23 protein-coding genes are annotated in these 18,017 nt (G+C 68.3%); 9 read left to right on the top strand and 14 right to left on the bottom strand.

What is annotated here, in order from left to right; genetic code table 11:
• The first annotated feature begins 157 nt into the window (after positions 1-157).
• Both O9344_RS07420 and O9344_RS07415 read left to right on the top strand, forming a co-directional pair.
• Positions 158-1,045 carry a branched-chain amino acid aminotransferase gene (locus tag O9344_RS07420; RefSeq protein WP_298474758.1) on the top strand — a complete coding sequence of 296 codons (888 nt, stop codon included), beginning with the start codon at positions 158-160 and terminating at the stop codon, positions 1,043-1,045.
• Positions 1,046-1,240: 195 nt separating this feature from the next.
• The gene (locus O9344_RS07415) at positions 1,241-2,275 is read left to right on the top strand and encodes an amino acid ABC transporter substrate-binding protein (RefSeq protein ID WP_298474756.1); all 1,035 of its coding nucleotides are present in this window, start codon (positions 1,241-1,243) and stop codon (positions 2,273-2,275) included.
• Positions 2,276-2,290: 15 nt separating this feature from the next.
• Here O9344_RS07415 and O9344_RS07410 read toward each other — a convergent pair whose 3' ends face one another.
• The 6 genes from O9344_RS07410 to O9344_RS07385 form a co-directional block, all read right to left on the bottom strand.
• Entirely contained in the window at positions 2,291-2,650 is a 360-nt protein-coding gene (locus tag O9344_RS07410) for a tRNA-binding protein (protein ID WP_298474754.1), read from the bottom strand.
• A gap of 87 nt (positions 2,651-2,737) precedes the next feature.
• Positions 2,738-3,490 carry a TetR/AcrR family transcriptional regulator gene (locus tag O9344_RS07405; RefSeq protein ID WP_298474752.1) on the bottom strand — a complete coding sequence of 251 codons (753 nt, stop codon included), beginning with the start codon at positions 3,488-3,490 and terminating at the stop codon, positions 2,738-2,740.
• Positions 3,491-3,533: 43 nt separating this feature from the next.
• Complete coding sequence (gene proC / locus O9344_RS07400) at positions 3,534-4,385, bottom strand: pyrroline-5-carboxylate reductase (RefSeq protein ID WP_298474750.1); 852 nt, start codon at positions 4,383-4,385, stop codon at positions 3,534-3,536.
• Positions 4,386-4,465: 80 nt separating this feature from the next.
• Positions 4,466-4,969, bottom strand: coding sequence for a YbjN domain-containing protein (locus O9344_RS07395; protein WP_108174513.1), 504 nt, complete (start codon positions 4,967-4,969; stop codon positions 4,466-4,468).
• A 528-nt stretch (positions 4,970-5,497) separates the two neighbouring features.
• Positions 5,498-7,558 (bottom strand): elongation factor G, encoded by a 2,061-nt coding sequence (locus O9344_RS07390; RefSeq protein ID WP_298474747.1) that lies wholly within the window; start codon positions 7,556-7,558, stop codon positions 5,498-5,500.
• Between the two features lie 173 nt (positions 7,559-7,731).
• Positions 7,732-7,899: a hypothetical protein gene (locus tag O9344_RS07385; RefSeq protein ID WP_298474746.1), complete on the bottom strand. Its 168-nt coding sequence runs from the start codon at positions 7,897-7,899 to the stop codon at positions 7,732-7,734.
• 244 nt (positions 7,900-8,143) lie between these two features.
• On the opposite strand from O9344_RS07385, the gene O9344_RS07380 reads away from it, so the two are divergent.
• Both O9344_RS07380 and O9344_RS07375 read left to right on the top strand, forming a co-directional pair.
• A complete protein-coding gene (locus O9344_RS07380) occupies positions 8,144-8,455 on the top strand; it encodes a hypothetical protein (protein WP_298474744.1) in 312 nt (103 codons plus the stop codon).
• A 10-nt stretch (positions 8,456-8,465) separates the two neighbouring features.
• Positions 8,466-9,605: a PQQ-dependent sugar dehydrogenase gene (locus O9344_RS07375; RefSeq protein WP_298474742.1), complete on the top strand. Its 1,140-nt coding sequence runs from the start codon at positions 8,466-8,468 to the stop codon at positions 9,603-9,605.
• A 5-nt stretch (positions 9,606-9,610) separates the two neighbouring features.
• On the opposite strand, the gene O9344_RS07370 is transcribed toward O9344_RS07375, so the two are convergent.
• From O9344_RS07370 to O9344_RS07355, 4 genes are all read right to left on the bottom strand, one after another.
• The gene (locus O9344_RS07370) at positions 9,611-10,366 is read right to left on the bottom strand and encodes a class I SAM-dependent methyltransferase (protein ID WP_298474740.1); all 756 of its coding nucleotides are present in this window, start codon (positions 10,364-10,366) and stop codon (positions 9,611-9,613) included.
• Positions 10,363-10,722, bottom strand: coding sequence for a DMT family protein (locus O9344_RS07365; RefSeq protein ID WP_298474738.1), 360 nt, complete (start codon positions 10,720-10,722; stop codon positions 10,363-10,365). The genes O9344_RS07370 and O9344_RS07365 overlap by 4 nt, the downstream gene beginning before the upstream one ends.
• 70 nt (positions 10,723-10,792) lie before the next feature.
• Positions 10,793-11,200, bottom strand: coding sequence for a hypothetical protein (locus tag O9344_RS07360; protein WP_298474736.1), 408 nt, complete (start codon positions 11,198-11,200; stop codon positions 10,793-10,795).
• Positions 11,201-11,262: 62 nt separating this feature from the next.
• Positions 11,263-11,526 (bottom strand): SemiSWEET transporter, encoded by a 264-nt coding sequence (locus O9344_RS07355; protein WP_298474734.1) that lies wholly within the window; start codon positions 11,524-11,526, stop codon positions 11,263-11,265.
• 92 nt (positions 11,527-11,618) lie between these two features.
• Here O9344_RS07355 and msrP point away from each other — a divergent pair, with 92 nt between their 5' ends.
• The gene (gene msrP / locus O9344_RS07350; RefSeq protein WP_298474732.1) at positions 11,619-12,578 is read left to right on the top strand and encodes a protein-methionine-sulfoxide reductase catalytic subunit MsrP; all 960 of its coding nucleotides are present in this window, start codon (positions 11,619-11,621) and stop codon (positions 12,576-12,578) included.
• A 12-nt stretch (positions 12,579-12,590) separates the two neighbouring features.
• On the opposite strand, the gene O9344_RS07345 is transcribed toward msrP, so the two are convergent.
• The gene (locus tag O9344_RS07345; RefSeq protein WP_298474729.1) at positions 12,591-13,466 is read right to left on the bottom strand and encodes an MBL fold metallo-hydrolase; all 876 of its coding nucleotides are present in this window, start codon (positions 13,464-13,466) and stop codon (positions 12,591-12,593) included.
• Positions 13,467-13,700: 234 nt separating this feature from the next.
• On the opposite strand from O9344_RS07345, the gene O9344_RS07340 reads away from it, so the two are divergent.
• Both O9344_RS07340 and O9344_RS07335 read left to right on the top strand, forming a co-directional pair.
• Positions 13,701-14,051 carry a septal ring lytic transglycosylase RlpA family protein gene (locus tag O9344_RS07340; protein WP_298474727.1) on the top strand — a complete coding sequence of 117 codons (351 nt, stop codon included), beginning with the start codon at positions 13,701-13,703 and terminating at the stop codon, positions 14,049-14,051.
• Between the two features lie 27 nt (positions 14,052-14,078).
• Entirely contained in the window at positions 14,079-14,270 is a 192-nt protein-coding gene (locus O9344_RS07335) for a hypothetical protein (RefSeq protein ID WP_298474725.1), read from the top strand.
• On the opposite strand, the gene carA is transcribed toward O9344_RS07335, so the two are convergent.
• The gene (carA, locus tag O9344_RS07330; RefSeq protein WP_298474723.1) at positions 14,216-15,409 is read right to left on the bottom strand and encodes a glutamine-hydrolyzing carbamoyl-phosphate synthase small subunit; all 1,194 of its coding nucleotides are present in this window, start codon (positions 15,407-15,409) and stop codon (positions 14,216-14,218) included. The two genes, O9344_RS07335 and carA, sit on opposite strands and share 55 nt — an antisense overlap.
• A gap of 155 nt (positions 15,410-15,564) precedes the next feature.
• Between carA and O9344_RS07325 the strand changes: the two genes are divergently transcribed.
• Both O9344_RS07325 and O9344_RS07320 read left to right on the top strand, forming a co-directional pair.
• Positions 15,565-16,017 (top strand): GatB/YqeY domain-containing protein, encoded by a 453-nt coding sequence (locus tag O9344_RS07325; protein WP_298474721.1) that lies wholly within the window; start codon positions 15,565-15,567, stop codon positions 16,015-16,017.
• Positions 16,010-16,483, top strand: a complete 474-nt coding sequence (locus O9344_RS07320; protein WP_298474719.1) for a DUF6644 family protein — start codon at positions 16,010-16,012, stop codon at positions 16,481-16,483. The genes O9344_RS07325 and O9344_RS07320 overlap by 8 nt, the downstream gene beginning before the upstream one ends.
• On the opposite strand, the gene O9344_RS07315 is transcribed toward O9344_RS07320, so the two are convergent.
• The gene (locus tag O9344_RS07315) at positions 16,476-16,829 is read right to left on the bottom strand and encodes a DUF6152 family protein (protein ID WP_298474717.1); all 354 of its coding nucleotides are present in this window, start codon (positions 16,827-16,829) and stop codon (positions 16,476-16,478) included. The genes O9344_RS07320 and O9344_RS07315 overlap by 8 nt on opposite strands.
• A 111-nt stretch (positions 16,830-16,940) precedes the next feature.
• Complete coding sequence (locus O9344_RS07310; RefSeq protein WP_298474715.1) at positions 16,941-17,888, bottom strand: YiiG family protein; 948 nt, start codon at positions 17,886-17,888, stop codon at positions 16,941-16,943.
• Between the last annotated feature and the right edge of the window lie 129 nt (positions 17,889-18,017).

Below are 18,017 nucleotides of genomic sequence, written 5' to 3'. Positions count from 1 at the left end.
GCTCGCATTCACGAAACGATCGTACCCAAAGGCTGCTCACCCATCGGGAATCGTCGCGCAGCGCCGCTTCTCGCATGACAAGGTTAGCCGGACCCGGCCCGCTTCGCAAAAGTCGCGCGCGGACCCCCGAGATGCCTGGAGAGTACAGGAGGAAGACATGTCCCTCGTCCCGTTCCACGACCGCGACGGCTATATCTGGATGGACGGTAAGCTCGTCCCCTGGCGCAGCGCCCAGGTTCACGTGCTGACCCACGGCCTGCACTACGCCTCCGCCGTCTTCGAGGGCGAGCGGGCCTATGGCGGCGTGATCTACAAGTCGACCGAGCATTCGGCCCGTCTGCGCAAGTCCGCCGAGCTTCTCGACTTCGAGATCCCCTTCTCCGTCGAGGAGATCGACGCGGCGAAGATGGCGACGCTGAAGGCCAACGGCCAGACCGACGCCTATGTGCGCCCGATCGCCTGGCGTGGCTCGGAGATGATGGGTGTCTCGGCCCAGCACAACACGATCCACCTCGCCATCGCCACCTGGGAATGGCCGAGCTATTTCGACCCGGCGACCAAGATGAAGGGCATCCGCCTCGACATCGCCGATTTCCGCCGGCCTGACCCGGCGACCGCGCCCTCCACCTCCAAGGCGGCCGGGCTCTACATGATCTGCACGATCTCCAAGCATCGGGCCGAGAAGAAGGGCTATGCCGACGCGCTGATGTTCGACTGGCAGGGCCGCGTCGCCGAGTGCACCGGCGCCAACGTCTTCTTCATCAAGGACGGCCAGGTCCACACCCCGACCGCCGACTGCTTCCTCGACGGCATCACCCGTCGCACGGTCATCGACCTGTGCAAGAAGCGCGGTTTCGAGGTGATCGAGCGCCGGATCATGCCGGAGGAGCTGTCGAGCTTCAACGAGTGCTTCATCACCGGCACCGCCGCGGAGGTGACCCCGGTCTCCGAGATCGGCCCCTATCGCTACACGCCCGGCAACATGTCCAAGACCATCCTGGACGATTACACGGCGGAAGTGACGCCGAAGGCGGCCGCAGCCTGAGGTTCTCTTCCCTTACCGACATGACGAAAGGCCGGGCTCAGCCCGGCTTTTTTCGTTGGTGCGCCAAGCGGATCGGGGATGCGCCCGATCTGTCGCTTTTGTCGCACCCCCTGATAGGCTGCGTTCCGGAGCGGGGGCCGGACGGATCGCGGCGACCGCCACAACGACAACCATCCAGAGCGGAAAGCAGTACCCATGAAACGGATCGTCTCCTCCCTCGCGCTCGCCGCGGCCCTCGGCATGGGAGCGGCCGCCGGCCCGGCGCTCGCCCAGACGTCGGGTGCAACGCTGCGGAACATTCAGAGCGCCGGTGCCGTGAAATGCGGTGTCAGCCCCAGCCTTGCGGGTTTCTCGCAGCCCGACAGCGCCGGCACCTGGACCGGCCTCGACGTGGACCTGTGCCGCGCCCTCGCCGCGGCGATCTTCAATGACCCCAGCAAGGTGCGCTATTCGCCGCTCTCGGCGAAGGACCGCTTTACAGCCTTGCAGTCCGGTGAGGTCGATGTGCTCTCCCGCGTCACCACCTGGACGCTGCAGCGCGACACGGCGCTCGGCCTGAACTTCGCGGGCATCAACTATTATGACGGCCAGGGCTTCATGGTGCGCAAGTCGCTGAACGTGAGGACCGCCCGCGAACTCTCCGGCGCCTCCGTCTGCGTGCAGACCGGCACCACCACCGAACTCAACGTCGCCGACTATTTCCGCAGCAACAGCATGCGCTACGAGCCGGTGGTGTTCAACACGGCCGATGAAACGCTGAAGGCCTATGAATCCGGCCGCTGCGACGTCTTCACCACCGATGCGTCGGGCGTCTATTCGCAGCGCCTCAGCCTCGCCAAGCCCGACGACCACATGGTCCTGCCGGACATCATCTCCAAGGAGCCGCTCGGCCCGGTGGTGCGTCACGGCGACGACCAGTGGTTCGACATCGTGAAGTGGACCCACTTCGCCATGGTGACCGCCGAGGAGCTCAACATCACCCGCGGCAATCTCGACCAGATGCTGCAGTCGGCCAATCCCGAGATCCGCCGCGTGCTCGGCGCCGAGGGCAATTTCGGCGAGGCGCTCGGCCTCAGCCGCGATTGGGTCGTGCGCATCATGCGCCACGTGGGCAATTACGGCGAGAGCTTCGACCGCAACCTCGGCGCCGGCTCGCGCCTCGGCATCGCCCGCGGCCTCAACGCGCTGTGGAACAAGGGCGGCCTGCAATACGCCCCGCCGATCCGCTGACGACAGGCGCGGGCGTCAGAACAGGCGCCCGCCCTCCGGCACCTCATGGCCGGGACCGATGAGCACGACCTCGCCCTCGGCGTCCGGCACGCCGAGGGTCAGGACCTCGGACATGAACTTGCCGATCTGCCGCGGCGGGAAATTCACCACCGCGAGGACCTGCCGGCCGACGAGCGTCTCCGGCTGGTAGTGCCGGGTGATCTGGGCCGAGGACTTCTTCCGGCCGATCGGCTCGCCGAAATCGATGACCAGCTTGATGGCCGGCTTGCGCGCCTCGGGAAAGGGCTGCGCCTCGACGATGCGGCCGATGCGGATATCGACCTTCATGAAATCATCGAAGCTGATGGGCGGGCTCGGCGGGCCGGCGGCAAGCATGGGTCGCTCCGTGGGATAAGGCGTCATCCCACGGCTAGGGCGCGCGCCGCTCTTCGGTCAAGCGGGGCGTGGTCGAAGCTGTCAGACTCAGACCGGCGTGACGCGGGGATCGCGGAAATCGTCGCCCCGCCAGCCCGGACCATCCTCGCCGGAGCGGCTCGGTTCGTCCCACCCGTCCTTCCGGCGGCGGCGGCCGAAGGCCAGCGGCGCGCAGAGAAGGCTCTTCAATGGGCGCGTCAGCTGCTCGACCGATGTCAGGGTCCGCGCCGCCCGGCCCGCCTTGACGAGCTGTTCGTCGAGCACGCGCATCGTGCGGGCGAGCGCCGGGTCGTCATCCTCGAGCCAAGTCTGGACGACCTTGGCGAAAGCCACCGCGATGCCCTGGGCGCGGATCATGCCGCCTGCCCCGTTCACATCGACGCCGGCTGCGGCCAGCATCCAGCGCTGGGACTGCACGGCAAGGCCGTTGAGCGCGAGAGCAAGGCCGGGATCGCGCATCGCCGCCTTGGACAGCGCGCGGATGGCGGCTTTCTGCGGCGTGAGCAGGTCGAGACGCCGCATCAGCACGTCGAAGAGACGCTCCTTGGTGTCCTGGTCGGCGAGGTCCGCGTCGATGCCGTCGAGCACGGCGCGATCGATTCCCGCCACATACGCCTCGAGGATCGCCATACGCGAGCGGAAATGGGCGCGGATCGTGCCGAGGCCCTGGCCGGAGCGCTCGGCGATGTCGGCGAGCGAGGCCTGGTCCCAACCGCGTTCACCGACGAGGTCCATGAAGGCGGAGATGATGGCGTCGCGCGGCGTGGCGGCGGAGGCATCGGACGGGTTGACGTCGGTCATGGCGGTCTCCTGGTGTCCTGCCCCTGAAGATAGGACGCCGCGCTCAGCCCGCCAGTTCCCGCGAGCGTTTCGTCGCCGCAGCAATGGCCTCCATGAAGGCCACGTCGATGCCATGCGGGCCCATCAGCACCTGCAGCGCGGCGTGGGTGGTGCCGTTCGGCGAGGTCACGTTCTGGCGCAAGGTGGCCGGCTCGATGTCGGGCGACCGGAACATGAGCTCCCCGGCGCCCTCGACGGTGGCGCGGGCGAGGCGCGCGGCGAGCTCAGACGGCAGACCGGCCGCAGCGCCGGCGCGGGCGAGCGTCTCGGCGAGGAAGAAAACATAGGCGGGGCCTGAACCGGAGACCGCCGTGACGATGTCGATCCAGTCCTCGCGCGCGAGCCATTCGACCCGCCCCACGGCGGAGAGCAGGCGCTCGACGGCCGATCGCTGCGCGCCCGTGACATGGGCGTTGGCGGCCGCCCCGGTGATGCCGCGGCCGACGGCGGCCGGCGTGTTGGGGATGGTGCGGACGACGGCGGTCGTCGCGCCGAAGACCTGCTCCAGCCGGGCGATGGTCTTGCCGGCCATGACGGAGACGACGACCGTCTGCGGTCCGACGACGTGGCGCACCAAAGGCATGACTTCGTCGGCGATCTGCGGCTTCACCGCGACGATCAGCACATCGGCGACGGCCGGCGAGACCGGGTCGAGGGTGATGCCGTGGGCGTCGATGACCGCCTGGATATTGGCGGGCGGGCGGGGGTCGATGATGGTGACCCGGGCCGGGGCCAGTCCATGGGATAGCCAGCCGCGCAGCAGCGCGCCGCCCATCTGGCCGGCGCCGACGAGGACGACGTGGCCGGTGAAATCGGCGAGGGTGGCGATGGACGGCGTGGCGGATGAAGCGGACATGACGACCTCGGACTTGGCGCCCTCGGACATGGCGACCTCGGGGACTGACCGCCCACCGATAGCCGCGCGATCCGCGCCTGTCACGCCTCCCCGGCGGTCTCGAACAGCGCCGAGTCCATCGCCTCGCGCGCCGACTTGCCGGCCCAGACCACGAACTGGAAGGCCTGATAGTAGCGGTCGCAGGCTTCCATCGCCGCGTCCAGCTGGGCCTCGCACTGCCGGCCGGAGGCTTCTGCCCCACCGGCCAGCAGCAGGGCGTGGCGGAACATCACCACCCCCTCCTGGGGCCAGAGGTCGAAATGGCCGAGCCAGAGCTGCTCGTTGATCAGCTGGATCAGGTCCTTCACCTCGGCGCGCCGCCGCTCCGGCACCTTCAGGTCGAAGGCGCAGGCCAGGTGCAACGACTCGATGTCGTCCATCCATGTGAAGGAGGCATGATAGTCGGCCCAGCGTCCGGTCACCGAGAGGGTGATCTCGTCATCCCCGGACCTGTCGAAGGTCCATTCGTTGACGGCCGCCAGATCCTCGACGAGGTCGACGGGGTTGACCTGACGGTCGGTCGTTTCGATATCGATCAAGGACATTCCGCCCCCGTGCGGTTCGCTCGGATGTCGGACAGACGCGACGGGACGCAACCTGACAAGGGACCGGCGGCCAAGCGCCCCGCGAGGGAGCGCCAAGCGTTTGATTCGATTGCTCGAATCGATCCTTGTCAGAAACCCTAACGCAGGACGACGGCGCTGCCTACTGACGCGCCCATCGATCTTGGATTCGTCATCCGGCTGCAATCGGAGCGTCATCCTTATCCACACGGATCGGCTGAAGGGGCCGTCGCCCCACCGTTAATTGTGCCCAAACTGAGGGCAGCCTGCCGAGACGTGCGGCAGGGGCGAGCCAGCCATGCAGGCCTTCCGGTTGTGCGCTGCACACGAACGCGCCATCTTCGGGCGGTCGATAGCTTTATTCCGGGTCACGCCCTCCCTGTGACCCATGCGTCGCTGTCGGCGTTCCCCTCTGGAAGGCGGCTTCCAGGTGTTCATCATCGGAAGCCGAAACTCATAAGGCCGGGCTCCTGGAGCCCGGCCCTTTTTTCATGCTGCAGTGCGGTGATCTCAGGCCGCCCGCGCCTGAACGATGCGATCGGCCTCGCGCCCGTTCAGTTCGGCCAGATGATCAAAGGCCGCGGTGTAGCTGCCGACCCCTGCCGTCGCCGAGCGGATCTCGACGATGAGGTCGCCGATCTCCGCCTCGGGCATCAGCGCCGCCACGCAGTCCCAGCCGGGCCATCCCGGCCGCGCGTCGAAACCGAGGATCTGGCCCCGCCGCGCCGCAACGATGGCATTGATCCGCGCGGTCGCCTCGGAGGGCACGGCGATCTCGACCCGGTGGACCGGTTCGAGCAGCACCGGCTGGCAGGTGGCGAGCGCCTCCTGGATGGCGATGCGGCCGGCCTGCTGGAAGGCCATGTCGGAGCTGTCGACCGCGTGGAAACTGCCATCGGTCAGAGTCACGGCGACGTCGACCACGGGGAAACCGAGCGGCCCCTTGCGCAGCGCGTCCGCGATGCCGTCGCGCACCGCGGGGATGTACTGGCGCGGGATGACGCCGCCGACGATGCGGTCGGTGAAGACGAAGCCCGCGCCGCGCGGTCCCGGCGCGACATCGACCACGACATCGCCGAACTGGCCGTGGCCGCCCGACTGCTTGCGGTGGCGGCCGCGCACTGCCGTCGCGCTGCGTCGGATGGTCTCGCGATAGCCGATGACGGGGCGCGCCTGGGTCACCTGGATGCCGTAGCGGCTCGCCAGCCGCGCAATTGCGGCGCGCAGCTGCATCTCCCCCTGACCCGCCAGAACCATCTCGCCGCCGTCGCCGCCATGGCTGACCACGAGCGACGGGTCTTCGTCATGGAGCTTCGCCAGCGCTAAGCCGAGCTTGACGTCGTCCTTGCGGTCGCGCGGCGCCAACGCCACGGCAATGACCGGCTGCGGCGGCGCCAGCACCGGCGCGGCCGGCACGGTTCGCGCCGTCGTCAGGACTTCGCCGGTGGCGACATGGTCGAGCTTGCCGAGGCCCACGGTGTCGCCGGCCCGCGCTTCCGCCAGCTTCTCGGTGCCCGGCCCGAAGAGGCGGAAAAGGCCCGAGGTTCGCTCGGCCTGTCCGGCGGCACCGGTCAGCACGGCACCCTCGGCAAGGCGTCCCGAGAGAACGCGCGCCACCGAGAGCTTGCCGCCATGCAGCGTGTGGAAGGTCTTCATCACCAGGGCGCTCGCCCCCTCCCCGCCGACGCCAAGGCGCCTCGCGGTCGCCTCGATGCCGGGCGCGTCGTGACGCAGCGCCTTGAGCAGGCGCAGGACGCCATTGGTGTGGAGAGCCGAGCCGAAGAGCACCGGCACAACATGACCGGCGGCGAGATCGCGGCCAAGATCGTCGAAGACCCGGTCGCGCGGCGGCTCGAGGTCGGAGAGCAGGCTCTCCATCAGCTCGTCGTCGTGATCGGCCAGCGTCTCCAGCATGGAGAAGCGCGCCTCCTTCTCCCGGGCGAGATCCTCGCCGTCGAGCGGGATCACCTCGGAGGCCGCGTGCTCGCGATAGACGAAGGCCCGTTCCAGCGCGAGGTCGACAAAGCCGCGGACGATGCCATTGGACCAGATGGGGATCTGCCGCAGCAGGAGCGGCACGCGGGAGGCCGGCCTGAGCACCTGCAGCGCCTCGCGAAGGCGACGCGAGGCCTTGTCGATCTTGTTGATGAAGAGGATGCGGGGAATGCCGCGCTCCTCAAGCTCCCGCAGGATGACGCCGAGGGCCGGCACCTTGCGCTCGTCGGCCTCGCAGACGACCACAGCCGCATCCACCGCCGGCAGGACGCCGCGCATGTCCTGCAAGGCGTCGATGGAGCCGGGACAGTCGACGAATGTGTAGTCGTCACCCATGAACCCCGTGCTGGCAAAGCCCGCCTCGACGCTCATGCGCAGCTGGCGTGCTTCCGCCGAGGCGTCGGAGACCGTCGTGCCGGTATCGACCGAGCCCATGCGCGGGATCGCGCCGGTGCGCTCGAGGATCGCCTCCAGCAGGGTGGTCTTGCCGCTCTGGAACGGGCCCACCAGCGCAATGCACCGTGGACCCGATGCTCTTCTGCCCGACGGCGTGCTGCCGGTCGTGTCGTCGCCCATGTCTCATCCCCTCGTGTCGGGGCCCGGGCGAGAAGGTCGACCCGGAAGTGACAGGCCAAACGGAGGGTCTTGTTGCGGGACCTCGCGTGACACCATGGTCGCGCCGCGGCCACGCCGGCGCAAGGGCGGTATCTCGCGCTGCAACGTCAGAGATGGGGGAGCGCAGACCCGCGTCAGCGCTGGGGCGGGCGGCGCACCGAACCGGTCATGATCGCATCGTCGGCGACGATGGGCGGACGCGCCGCGTGCAGTTCCTGGGCGAGGTCCTTCGATCCGCGGTCGACGAACTGGGCGAGGAGGATGGAGGCCGCAGCGACGGCGAACAGAACCCAACGCGACATCTCGAACTCCACGCGCTACGACAACGGCGTCATCATGCCTGCACATGGTTAAGCTCTGGTTGGCGATCCGTGCAGAAGGCCCGCCGGACGGCGGCATCTTTCACGCAGCCGTGAGAGCGCGCCGCAATTTCGCCGGGAACCGCCGTGTTGCCACCATTGTTCTCGCGATGATGACCCTGCTGCGGTGCGATCGATTCTCGGATTGATGCACCTGCGACGGTGATGGGTTCGGACGAGGTCAGACATGCTGCATTCGCCCCAGTCGTTTCGGATCGGCGCCCCCCGCCCCGGCTTCACCCGGGGCCGGCCGCGCGTGCCGATGCTCGTCTCCGTCGGCGTGATCGCCGCCCTGTTCATCGCGCTCGTCGTTGCCGGCTTCTCGATCACCACCGAACTGTTCGATCCCGCCACTTTCGAGGAGGGTGTCGACCAGGAGACGCTGGTCCTGTCGGCGACGGTGGCGGTGCTGACGATCGGCCTCGCCCTGCTGTTCGCTGCCGCCCTGCGCCGCTATGCGGGCTTCGACCGGCGGAGAAATCCGCCGCTGGCCGCCTGACGCGGCGGCCATGGGCGGAGCCCGGCTGCATCGTCGTGGCCTGCTGGCCGGTGCGATCGCCATCAGTGCCGCACCCTTTGCGCCGCGTTTGGGCGCTGCGCAATCCGCGGACATCACGACCACAGTGCTGGCCCGCGGCCTCGAACATCCCTGGGGCCTCGCCTTCCTTCCCGACGGACGGTGCCTCGTCACGGAACGACCGGGCCGGCTGCGGCTCGTAACCCGCGACGGCACTGTCGGTCCCCCCATTGCCGGCACGCCTGCCGTCGATGCGGTGGGACAGGGCGGCCTGCTCGGCATCGCGCTCAGTCCCTCCTTTGCCCGTGACCGCCTGGTCTTTCTGAGCTTCGCCGAGCCGCGCGGCGGTGGCACCAATGGGACAGCGGTGTTCCGAGGCCGGCTCTCCGCCTCCGGTGCGGCGCTCGAGGAGGGGCGCACGATCTGGCGCCAGGACCCGCCGATCGCCAGCCGCCTGCATTTCGGCTCGCGCCTCGTCTTCGACCGGACCGGCCACCTTTTCGTGACCACCGGCGAACGGTTCACCCAGATGGACCAGAGCCAGAACGGCGCCAACACGCTCGGCAAGATCGTCAGGATCACCGCCGAGGGCGCAACCGCCGGGGATGCGGGTGGGGCGCGGGGCTGGAACCCGGCGATCCATGCCATCGGCCTGCGCAATGTGCAGGGAGCGGCGCTGCACCCTGAGACCGGCCGCCTCTGGGTCAGCAATCACGGACCGCGCGGCGGCGACGGACTTTATGTCGTGCAGGCCGGCGCCAATTACGGCTGGCCGCTCATCTCCTGGGGCACCCATTACGATGGCCGGCCGGTGAATGGCGGGTTGCGGGAGCGGGCCGACCTCGTCCAGCCGCTGGTCCACTGGACCCCCTCCATCGCGCCAGCCGGCATCGCCTTCTACACCGGCGCGCTCATGCCGGCCTTCCGCGGCAATCTCTTCGTCAGCGCGCTGGCGGCCCAGACGCTCGTGCGGGTGGTGCTCGACGGCGAGACGGTGGTGCGCCAGGAGCGTCTGCTCGGCAATGTCGGCCAGCGCTTCCGCGATGTGCAGCAGGGCCCGGACGGGGCGCTCTACCTCCTCACCGACGCCAGGGACGGCGCGGTCCTGCGCCTTGCGCCGCAGGGCGCCTGACCGCCTCAGACGTCTGCAATGCGCGGATGAGGCGTCAGGACCACGCAATGATGGCCCATGGCATCGCCGCCGAGGATGAAGTGCTGGGGCGCGAAGCGGCTCATCAGGTCGGTCTCGTAGAGGCTGACCGCGTCACGCCGGCAGATGAGGAATTTCGGCGCTGCGACAATGTCCTCGCGGTCGATCACGCACATCAGGCAGAGCTGCGGGTTGGCGGTGAGGAAGGCGTGGACGGCCACCACCAGGAACGGGTAGCCGGGGTGGAGCATGTCATCGAGACAGATCAGCCCCTGGGGATGCAGGGCGGCCGCGGCCAGCGTCAAGTCGTGGGTGAGCGCCTCCAGCGAATGGTCGCCATCGACATGGATGAAGCGCAGCGGCTGGCGGCCCGTGAGGCCGGCAAACTCGTCCGGTGACAGGGTGCCTGTGTCGAAGGGGCGCGCGGTGAAACGGTCCTCGGTCAGCCCCCAGCGCGCGCCATTGGCGAGAAAGCGATCGAGGACGCCGTCGTCCGGCCAGGTGAAGATGTCGAAGCCATAGGCGTGCTCGCCGGGCGCCAGAGCCAGCCCCATGGCGATGAGGAAGCGGCCCTCGAAGGCGCCGATCTCGGCCACCGAGCCGCGGATGCCCATTTCCGTCTGCCGGCGCAGCAGATGGCCGCAAATGGTCGCGGCGAAGCGCGAGGACATGCCGGTGACGGTCTCGTAGCCCTCGTCGAGATAGGCGTCGAGCGTGGCAATGCCGCTTGAAAAGTCGCTCATCCGCCCCTCCCCTGGAAGATGAAGAATGCCCCGGCTGCGATCAGCGCGAAACCGACGGCATGGTTCCATGACAGCTGCTCCTTGAGAACCACCACCGAAAAGACGGCGAAGACGACGAGGGTGATGACCTCCTGGATCGTCTTGAGCTCAGCGGCGCTGTAGACCTCGTGGCCGATGCGGTTCGCCGGAACGGCGAGGCAGTACTCGAAAAAGGCGATGCCCCAGCTCACTAGGATCACCGCGAGGAGCGGCGCCGACTTGAACTTCAGGTGACCGTACCACGCCACGGTCATGAAAACGTTCGAGGCGAGCAGCAGCAGGATGGGCGAGACTGCGGGGGACGTCAGCCAGGGCATCGGCACATCTCCAGGAGACCTGTGCGTCGGTAGCACGAACCCGGCATCGGCAGCACCGCTGAGGCGGCGGTCACGGCCTACAGTTGGTGACGGTCCAGACGCCGTCGAGCGGTCCGCCGCGTATGATGAAGCTCTCGCCGAGGTCGTAGCGCCCTGCCCGCTCCCAGCGCAGCGGCGCGGGCACCCTGTCGAGGCGATGGGCGAGATAGTGGTTGGGCCCTGATGTACCGGGGATCTCGTCGAAGGTCAGATAGGCACTGCGGCCGCCGATCCGCCCCCGCCAGATCTGCCGGCCGAAGGTGCGCATCCGTCCGTCGGCGGAGCGCTGGCGCCAGGTGGGATGGGCGAAGGCCTCGGCGGAAAAGACGAGGCCTCGGTCGGAGCGGATCACGGGCATGGCAGGATTGCAGGCGGCCGCCGGAGCGGCTGCGACCAGCAAGGCGAGAGCGGCGAGGGACAGGACGGGCGTGGTGTGCATGGCAGCCTCATGCCCGCACCATCTGCCCGTCGATCGTTTCAATCCCGATCCGTCCGGCGAACCTACCCGTATCTGATCTTGAGACCGACGATGGTGAGCTGGAGGCCCAGCGTCACCGTGTTGGACAGGATGAGCGGCAGGTCGCCGAGCGAGATGCCATAGACCAGCCACAGGGCGATGCCGAAGGCGAAGGCGCCATAGGCGGGCAGCGAGATCGCCTTGGTGTCGCGGGTGCGGATGATGCGGATGGCCTGCGGCAGCCAGCAGAAGGTCGTAACGAAAGCCGCGGCGAGGCCGATATAGGGAACGAGGGTCGGCGGCAGCACGAGGTTCTCCGGAATCGGCGACTCGCCACGGTGTGATTTGGTCGCGGACGCGCGCGGCTATAGCCTGAAGAGATGACGAAGGGAGCCCCCCGATGCTGATCAAGTCCCGACGTGGCTGGGAATTGCCGGAGAGCGCGGTGACGCCGGAGGCGGCGTTCCTGTCGCGGCGCAGCGTGATGGCGGCCAGCGCCGGCCTCGCGGCCGCCGCGACGCTCGGTGGCGGCACGCCGGCGGAAGCCGCGGCCGACCCGACCGCCGACCTCTATCCGGCGCGGCGCAACGAGACCTACAAGGTCGAGCGACCGCTCACTGCCGAGCAGGTTGCCGCGAACTACAACAATTTCTACGAGTTCGGCACATCGAAGCAGATCGCGCGCGCCGCCCAGGCCCTGCCGATCCGGCCCTGGACGGTGAAGATCGACGGCCTGGTCGAGAAGCCACAGACGATCGACATCGACAAGCTCATCCGCGCCATGCCGCTGGAGGAGCGCGTCTATCGCTTCCGCTGCGTCGAGGCCTGGGGCATGACCGTTCCCTGGACCGGCTTTCCCATCAAGGCGCTGATGGACATGGTCCAGCCTCTCGGCTCGGCGAAGTTTGTCCGCATGGAGACCTTCGACACCCAGAGCTGGGCGCCAGGGATGCGCTCGCCCTGGTATTCCTGGCCCTATGTCGAGGGACTGACGATCGACGAGGCGGCCCATGACCTCGCCATCCTCGTCACCGGCATCTACGGCAAGCCGGTGCCGCCGCAGCACGGGGCGCCGCTGCGCCTCATCGTGCCGTGGAAGTACGGGTTCAAGTCGGTGAAGTCGATCGTCCGCATCTCCTTCACCGAGGAGCGCCCGCAGAGCTTCTGGGAGCGGCTGCAGGGCGGCGAGTATGGCTTCTGGGCCAATGTGAACCCGGCGGTGGCCCATCCGCGGTGGAGCCAGGCGACGGAGGAGCTGATCGGCGGCGGCGGCCGCGTGCCGACCCAGCTCTTCAACGGCTACGGTGAATATGTCGCGCCGCTCTATCGCGGCCGCGAGCGCGAGCGGCTCTGGGCCTGAGGCCCGGGTCCCTCACACATCCACGGGACTGCAAGCGAAACCCTCGCCCCAGCGGGTGATGCGCCCGACCGAGGGCGAGGGGAAATGCGCCATGCAGCAAAGGGTCTCGGTGTCGCAATAGCGCTCCAGGAAGCCGCGACGGGTCACCGCCGCCAGCCCCTGATCGACGTCGAACTTGGTCGAGAGCTGGGGATAACGCGCCTGGAGCGGCGAATGGATGAGGTCGCCGGGGGCGACCGCCTCGTCCCGCCCCTTGCCGAAGGCGACGGAGACATGGCCCGGCGTATGGCCGGGCGTCGCCAGGAGGCGGATGTGGTCGCCAATGGCATGGTCGGAGGCGACGAGCTCCGCCCGCCCCGCTTCGACCACCGGCAGCACGCTGTCCCGGAAGGGAAAGACCGGCGCCTTGGCATCGGCCGCCTGCCAGTGGTCGTATTCCCCGCGGCCGAAGACGTAGCGCGCCTTCGGAAAGGTCGGCACCCAGCGGCCATCCTCCAGCCGGGTGTTCCAGCCGACATGGTCGGCATGGAGATGGGTGCAGAAGACGTAGTCGATGTCGCCGACGCCAAGCCCTGCCGCTGCGAGCCCGTCCATGAAGCGCGTATCGGCCTTTTCGTGCCAGTCGGGACGGGTCGGCCGGTGCTTGCCGTTGCCGATGCAACTGTCGACCAGCACGACGTGATGGGGCGTACGGACGACATAGGTCTGGAAGGCAAGGCTCAGGCGCCCGTCAGCCGCAAGCCCGCCGGCGGCGGCGAGCCAGCCCCGCTCCTGATCGAGCAGCTCCGGTGTCAGGCCCGGCAGCATGTCGAAGGCGTCGAGGAATGCGCCCTCCTGCTCGACGATCCGGTGGATGGTGAGGTCGCCGACGCGCCAGGTTCCGCTCATGGTCCCGCTGTCCTTCGCTTGAGGGTCCGCAAGCGCGACCCTTCCGTCGATGATGCGCAGTCGTCGGGGCCTGTCGAGGCCTTCGCGCGCATGGAAGGGCGGCGGGGCCCCATTCTGGTCTCATTTCGGCTTTAGCAGCGCGGGTCCCGCTTGGCGGCCCGTGAGCGAAGACGCCCGCGCCGCTGGAACCCACCCGCGCAGGCTTCGCCGCGCGAAAGCTGAAAACAGATCATCATGACAAACCGAACGCGCCTCGCGGCGCTGTGCACGGTGTTTTTTGCCGTTGCGCCCTTCACCCCCGCCCTGGCCGATAGCACGGGCCTCGCCTCCTGGTACCAGCTCCCCGGACGCACAGCCTGTGGCGGCCGCCACAATCCGGAGGCCATGACCGCCGCCCACCGCACCTATCCCTGCGGCTCGAAGATCACCGTCACCAATCTCGCCAATGGCCGCTCGGCCGTGCTCACCGTGGTTGATCGCGGCCCCTTCGTCCGCGGGCGGATCGTCGACGTCTCGCGCGGCGCGGCGCGGCAGATCGGCCTCATCGACCGCGGTGTCGGGCGGGTGCGTGTCGCGCGGCACTGACATAACGCCACACTGCGAGGATTTTACATGAAGAACGCCGCCCAACCATCTGGCAGGGCGGCGTTTCGCGTTTCTTTGCTGCAACACGGCGACACGCCGCCGCAGCCATTGCAACCTGTGGATAACGTGGACAAGTGGGCGGCGCAGGACGCCGCCGACACCCGTCAGGCCGCAGCCTTCGCGGTCTCCATCATCGCGACGAAGCGATCGAAGAGATAATGGCTGTCCATCGGGCCGGGGCTCGCCTCGGGATGGTACTGCACCGAGAAGGCCGGGCGGTCCGTCAGGGCAATGCCGGCATTCGATCCGTCGAAGAGGCTGATATGGGTCGGCCGGGCATTGGCCGGCAGCGTCGCCTCGTCCACGGCGAAGCCATGGTTCATCGAGGTGATCTCGACCTTGCCGGTATCCATGTCCTTCACCGGGTGGTTCGCCCCGTGATGGCCCTGGTGCATCTTCATGGTTTTCGCGCCGACAGCGAGGCCGAGCATCTGGTGGCCGAGGCAGATGCCGAAGGTCGGGATCTTCTTCTCGAGCACCGCACGGATGACCGGCACAGCGTAGACGCCGGTCGCGGCCGGGTCGCCGGGGCCATTCGACAGGAAGACGCCATCGGGCTTCAGGGCGAGCACGTCCTCGACGCTGGCATTGGCCGGCACGACGGTGACGCGGCAGCCGGCATTGGCGAGCAGGCGCAGGATGTTGCGCTTCACGCCGTAGTCGAGCGCGACCACGTGGAAGCGGCCCTCGCCAGCCTTGCCGTAGCCCTCGTTCCACTCCCAGATCGTCTCGGACCAGGGATAGCGCTGCGACGAGGTCACGCCGGGCACGAGGTCGAGGCCGTCCATGGACGGGAGCCCCGCGGCGCGACGCTTCAGCGCCTCGATATCGAAGGTCCCGGTCGGCGAATGGGCGATCACCGCGTTGGGCATGCCCTTCTCGCGGATGAGCGCTGTCAGCGCGCGGGTATCGATGCCGGAGAGGCCGACAATGCCGCGGCGCTTCAGCCAGGCGTCGAAATGGCCGCTGGAGCGGTAGCTCGAGGGATCGGTGATGGCGGCCTTCAGCACAACGCCGCGGACGCCTGAGGCGGCGGCCATGTTGACCGTCTCGATATCCTCGTCGTTCGCACCGACATTGCCGATATGCGGGAAGGTGAAGGTGATGATCTGACCGGCATAGGAGGGATCGGTGAGGATCTCCTGGTAGCCGGTCATGGCGGTGTTGAAGCAGACCTCGCCATCGGCAATGCCTTCGGCGCCGAGGCCCTGTCCTTCGATCACGGTGCCGTCCGCAAGGACGAGCAAAGCGGTCGGCTTGGGATCGCTCCAGCCGGATTCGTCTTGTCTGTGTGTCATGAGGCGCCTACATAGCGGCGACTTCGGCATCGGTCAAAAGGAATGGGGCGCTGCCCCGGTGAAAATCCCCTGCGACCTGCCGGTTCCATTCCCCGAAGGCCCCTGCCCCCTCGCCGCATGCGGCGCCGGGCCTTCCCCCGGCCAGGAGACAGCCCATGCTGCGCGACCGTTTCACCAGCGACGTCAAGGAGGCCATGAAGGCCGGTGACAAGGGCCGTCTCGGGACGATCCGCCTCATCCAGTCGGCGCTGAAGGACAAGGACATCGAGGCCCGCGGCAATGGCAAGGAGCCGCTCAGCGACGACGAGATCCTCCAGCTGCTGCAGAAGATGGTGAAGCAGCGTCAGGAAAGCGCACGCCTCTATACGGAGGGCAACCGTCCCGAACTCGCCGCCCAGGAAAATGCCGAGATCGCGACCATCAGCGCCTATCTCCCGCAGCAGATGGACGAGGCCGAGGCCAGGGCGGCCATCGCTGCCGTCATCGCCGAGATCGGCGCGGCCGGCGTCAAGGACATGGGCAAGGTCATGGGCGAGCTTAAAGGCCGCTTCGCCGGCCAGATGGATTTCGGCAAGGCGAGCCCGCTGGTCAAGCAGCTGCTTGGCTGATCCGGTGGAGGCGCTGACGGGCCTCCTCACCGAACTCGGCCGCGCCAGCGGCATCGCCCTGTCGTCGCCGCTCTATGCCCTGGTCTCCGGCCTGCACGTGCTGGGGCTCGCCCTGCTCATCGGCGGGATCCTGCTCGTTGACCTGAGGCTGGTGGGGCTCACGGCCCTGCCCCGCCTTGCCGCGGACCAGCTGCGGCGGGTCGCCGCCACGGGCCTCGCCCTGTCGCTCGCGACCGGGGTGATGCTGCTCTCCGCACGACCCGGCGAGTATTTCGCCAATCCCGTCGTCTGGGCGAAACTTGTGGTCGTCGCAGCCGCAAGCCTGAACGCGATCGCCTTCAGCCTCCTCGGCCGCCTCCCCGACGAGGGCGAGCGCCCCGGACCCTATGCGCGGTTCGCCGGCGCCGTGTCGCTCGCAGGCTGGCTCGCGGCGCTTGGCCTTGGCCGCTGGATCGCCTTCACCTGAGCTCGACGCGGCGGCCTGCGACCTCCACCCACTCGGCGCGGTAGACCTTGGGATTGCCGCGGTTCTGATAGGCATAGACGCGCAGGGTCTTGCCCGCTGCGACATCCCCCTCGGCAAGGCCGCGGGCCTGCATGCGGGAGGTCGGCGCCAGCTCGATGGTCAGTTCCTCGCCGTCCTTCACCATGAACAGCGTGCCGTGCGGATTGGCATAGGTCGAGCGCGCCACGGGACCGGTATGGTCCAGCACCTTGGAGGTGTCGAAGCCGCCCCAGCCGTGATGGGCAAGCGCGGCGGCGGGCATGGCGAGAACGGCGATGGCGGCGACGAGATGGCGACGGTTCGGCATGGCGGGGCTCCCGGGTGCTGCAGCTTCACCTCAAACGCTGGCCCCCAGTCCATCAGACCGGGCCTCTCCGCTCAACCCCGCGTGATCGCGCGTGAGGCGCGGCAGGTCGCCTCACCGCCGGGTCCGCAGCCGGGTTTCCGACATCGACACCATCATGTTGTAATTGTTGACGATCCACATGGATTCATGGCCCGCCGCACGGCGGCCATCGCCATTGGCGCGAGCGAGTTTCTGGCGATATTCGCGCAGGCTCCCGAGCCAGGAACTCGCCTGGCTGTCGATGATCGAGGCGCCGTCCGGATCGGTCTCCTTGAGCTTGTCCATTTCGCGCAGCGCCGCGGCATAGGCGGCGATCGCGGCGTCGAAGGCGGCCATGTTGACGCGCGGGGCGTCGTTGCTCGGCATCAAGTCCATAACGCCGCGGGCGGCGATGAGGACGTTGCGCACGTGCCAGCGCGCTGACCGGCCCTCGCGACGCTCGATGTCGGCGAGTTCGCGGCGGTTGAGGTCGGTGCGAAAGACCCTCATCGCCGCCTCGACATCGGCGCGATCCTTCAGGAAGGCCTCCGCCGCCGGCACCATCTGGCGGTGCAGCTCGCGGCCGAGGGCCATGCGGTCGTCCTCGTAGTCCTTGCGCTCGTAATAGCCGTTGGCGCGGGTGATGAGCGGGGCGAGCTCGCGATAGGACTGGATGTAGCGGCGCATGGCGTCGTCGAGATCGGGGATGGCCGGTTCCTGGGCGGTCGCGGCTTCCGCCTTCTCCAGCTCGCTGCGCACGTCGTAGAGGCTGTAGAGCCCGTAGCTGATATAGCGTTCGCGGCCCGTCGGTCCCTGCTGGATGTTCACCCAGCTGCGGTAGCGCTGCCAGGACTCGATGGCCCGCAGCGTCCGGTTCATCAGCGCTGTGTAGGCGTTGGACTTGGCAATGGCGGCCTGGAGCTCGGCATCCGGCGCGGCCGGGGCGCGTGTCGCCGCTCCCTGGGCAAGGACCGTGACGGGGATGAAGAAGCCGGCGCTGGCGAGCGTTAGGACGGCGCGGCGGGACGGGGCAAGGGTCATCGGGCACTCCATCGTTCTGTGCCGATGATCGCCGCTGGCCGTTTCAACCCTGACGCGACAGGACGGCGCTATGTTTCAGCGCCCGAAAAGGAAACGGCGCCCGTCGGGGCGCCGCTGCGATGCCGGGAC

The sequence above is a fragment of the Phreatobacter sp. genome, from assembly GCF_027532945.1.
Classification (GTDB): domain Bacteria; phylum Pseudomonadota; class Alphaproteobacteria; order Rhizobiales; family Phreatobacteraceae; genus Phreatobacter.
Note: the sequence above shows the minus strand (reverse complement) of the source record. Positions and strands in the feature narration are given on the sequence as shown.